The sequence below is a fragment of the Streptomyces sp. URMC 127 genome (assembly GCF_051386535.1).
In the GTDB taxonomy this organism is placed as follows: domain Bacteria; phylum Actinomycetota; class Actinomycetes; order Streptomycetales; family Streptomycetaceae; genus Streptomyces.
Map to the genome: position 1 here is coordinate 1 of NZ_JBPQTW010000396.1, position 2,653 is coordinate 2,653.

The following is a 2,653-nucleotide window of genomic DNA, read 5'->3' on the forward strand; positions in this document are numbered from 1 at the left end:
CCGCGCCCCTGCAAGGGGCGCGGGGAACTGCGCGACCAGCCACAGACGGCCCGCGGCCGACCGACTTGCCCGTCCGGCAGGACTACTCAGAAGCTGAGCTTCCAGCTGTTAACCGTGCCACTGTCCGCCGAGTACAGGTCCTGGACCTGAAGTTTCCACGTGCCGGTCGCCGAGACCGCAGCCGCATCCACCGTGTAGCTCTCCTTCACGTCCGCCGCCGAGTCCCACGCGTCCGTGTCCTTCAGCCGCCACGTCTTGCCGTCGGGCGCGACGAGGTCGATCCGCAGGTCACCGCGGTAGGTGTGCGTGATGTTCACGTCCACCTTGAGCGCGGAGGAGCCGTTGCCGCTGCGCGTGACGACGATCGGCGAGGTCACCGCGGCACCCGCGTCGGGGATCGCGACGGGGGTGGTGTTCTCGAAGACGCTGCCGCCGCCCGTGGTGTTCACGGTCCACTTGAAGGACGTCGTGGCGCTCTTGCCCGCGGAGTCCTTGACCGTGACGGTCACGTTGCTGGTGCCGGTGGCGGTCGGCGTGCCGGAGATCAGGCCGCTGGAGGCGTTGATCGACAGACCGGCCGGCAGACCGGTGGCCGAGTAGCTCAGGGCGCCGGAGTTGCTGCTCGTGGCCTTGATCTGCAGGGAGACGGCGGTGTTCACGATGCTCGTCTGGTCACCGGGGGCGGTGATGCTGACCCCGGTCCCGGGGGTGGCCCGGCTGCCGACGTTGATGGCGGCCCAGGCGTTGGCCACGTTGTTGTACGTGTCGCTGCCCACGCCGAACAGCTCGCCCGCGGCCCACAGCGTCGCCTCGCGCGCCCCGGCGTAGTCGGTGGTGGACTGCATGCGCCCGGTGAGCGCCTTGAACCAGATCTTCGCGGCGTTGTCGCGGCCGATGCCGGTCACGGGCAGGCCGTCGGAGGTCGGCGAGTCGTACGAGACGCCGTTGATCACCTTGGCGCCGCTGCCCTCGGAAGCGAGGTAGAACCAGTGGTTGGCGGGGCCGGACGAGTAGTGCACGTCGATGCCGCCGAGACCCGAGTACCAGGCGTCCTTGGACCGGCCGTCCTTGCTGGGCTTGTCCATGTAGCGCAGCGGCGTGCCGTTGCCATTGATGTTGATCTTCTCGCCGACGAGGTAGTCGCCCACGTCGTTGGGGTTCTCGGCCCAGAACTCGACCGCCGCGGCGAAGATGTCGGAGGTGGCCTCGTTGAGCCCGCCGGACTCGCCGGCGTAGTTGAGGTTGGCGGTGGCCGAGGTGACGCCGTGCGTCATCTCGTGCGCGGCCACGTCGATCGACGTGAGCGGCTTGGAGTTGCCGGAGCCGTCGCCGTAGGTCATGCAGAAGCAGTCGTCCGACCAGAATGCGTTGACGTAGTTGCTGCCGTAGTGGACGCGGCTGTACGCGCCGACGCCGTCCCCGCGGATGCCGCTGCGCCCGTGCACGTTCTTGTAGTAGTCCCACGTCAGCTGGGCGCCGTAGTGGGCGTCCACACCGGCGGTGGCCGCATCGCTCGTGGTGCCGTTGCCCCAGACGTCGTCGGCGTCGGTGAAGAGGGAGCCGGTGCCGGACGTGCCGCGGTTGAGGTTGTACGTCTTGTGGCCGCCGCGCGAGGTGTCGTTGAGCTGGTACGAGCCGCCCGACTGCGACGTGCCGATGGTGACGCGGCCGCTGTACTGGCTGTTGCCGGTGCCCTGCTTGACGCCCTGGAACTCGAAGAGCTTCTTGCCCGTCCGCGCGTCCGTGATGACGTGCAGCTCGTTGGGCGTGCCGTCCTCCTGGAGGCCGCCCACGACGGTCTCGTAGGCGAGGACCGGGGTGCCCTTCGCCGCCCACACGACCTTGCGGGGCGCCTTGTCGGCCTTCTTCGCCTTCGAGCCCTGCGCGCCCGCGGCCTTGACGGCCTGCTGCTCGGCGGCGGAGGCGGACAGTGAGGGCGTGGTCGTCGCGATCGCCATCCGGGCCTTGGTCGCCTTGGCGACGCTCTTGAGGGCGCCGCCCCTGGTGGTGTCGACGACGAGGTCGCCGCCGAGGACGGGCAGGCCCTCGTACGTGCGCTCGTAGCGGGTGTGCACGGTGCCGTTGACGTCCTTGACGACGTCCTTGACGACCAGCTTCTCCTTCGGGCCGAGGCCGAGGGTGCGGGCGGTCTCCGCCTTCGCGGCCTCGGCCTGCCGTATGAGCTCGGCGCGCTGCGCGGGCGTGAGCTTGGCGGGCATCGCGCCGGGGTCGGCCTTGGCGATGATCTGGCGGGGTGCGCTTCCGGCGGCGGACGAGCGGGCCGAGGCGGTGCCGGCCTGGGTGCCGGCGGCGATCATCGCCGAGACGGCGACCAGCGCGCCGGCGGCGACGACTCTTCTGCTGGGCGCGCGTCTGGTCTGGGGGGTGGGTCTCACGCTGACTCCTTCTGCGGTGCAGATCAGGCAGAACAGAACAGGTGGAGCTGGGGCCGGGGGATCCCGTCCGGGGTTCCGGGCCGACGAGTCCGGTGAATCGGGCGAGTCCGGTGAATCCGATGAGTCCGGCGGGTGCGGTGGAGCGGCGGGTGCGGTGGAGCTGTTGGAACGCTGCGCCTCCCCGGGAGCGGTGGCCGCCGGGTGCTGCCGGTCGGTGCCGCGGAGGGGACGAGGGGTGACGAGGGGCCGGGGCGTGG

1 protein-coding gene is annotated in these 2,653 nt (G+C 70.5%); it reads right to left on the bottom strand.

Annotated elements, in window-relative coordinates; genetic code table 11:
- Positions 1–86 precede the first annotated feature (86 nt).
- Positions 87–2,318, bottom strand: coding sequence for a M4 family metallopeptidase (locus tag ACSNOH_RS34375; RefSeq protein WP_436725376.1), 2,232 nt, complete (start codon positions 2,316–2,318; stop codon positions 87–89).
- Positions 2,319–2,653 lie beyond the last annotated feature (335 nt).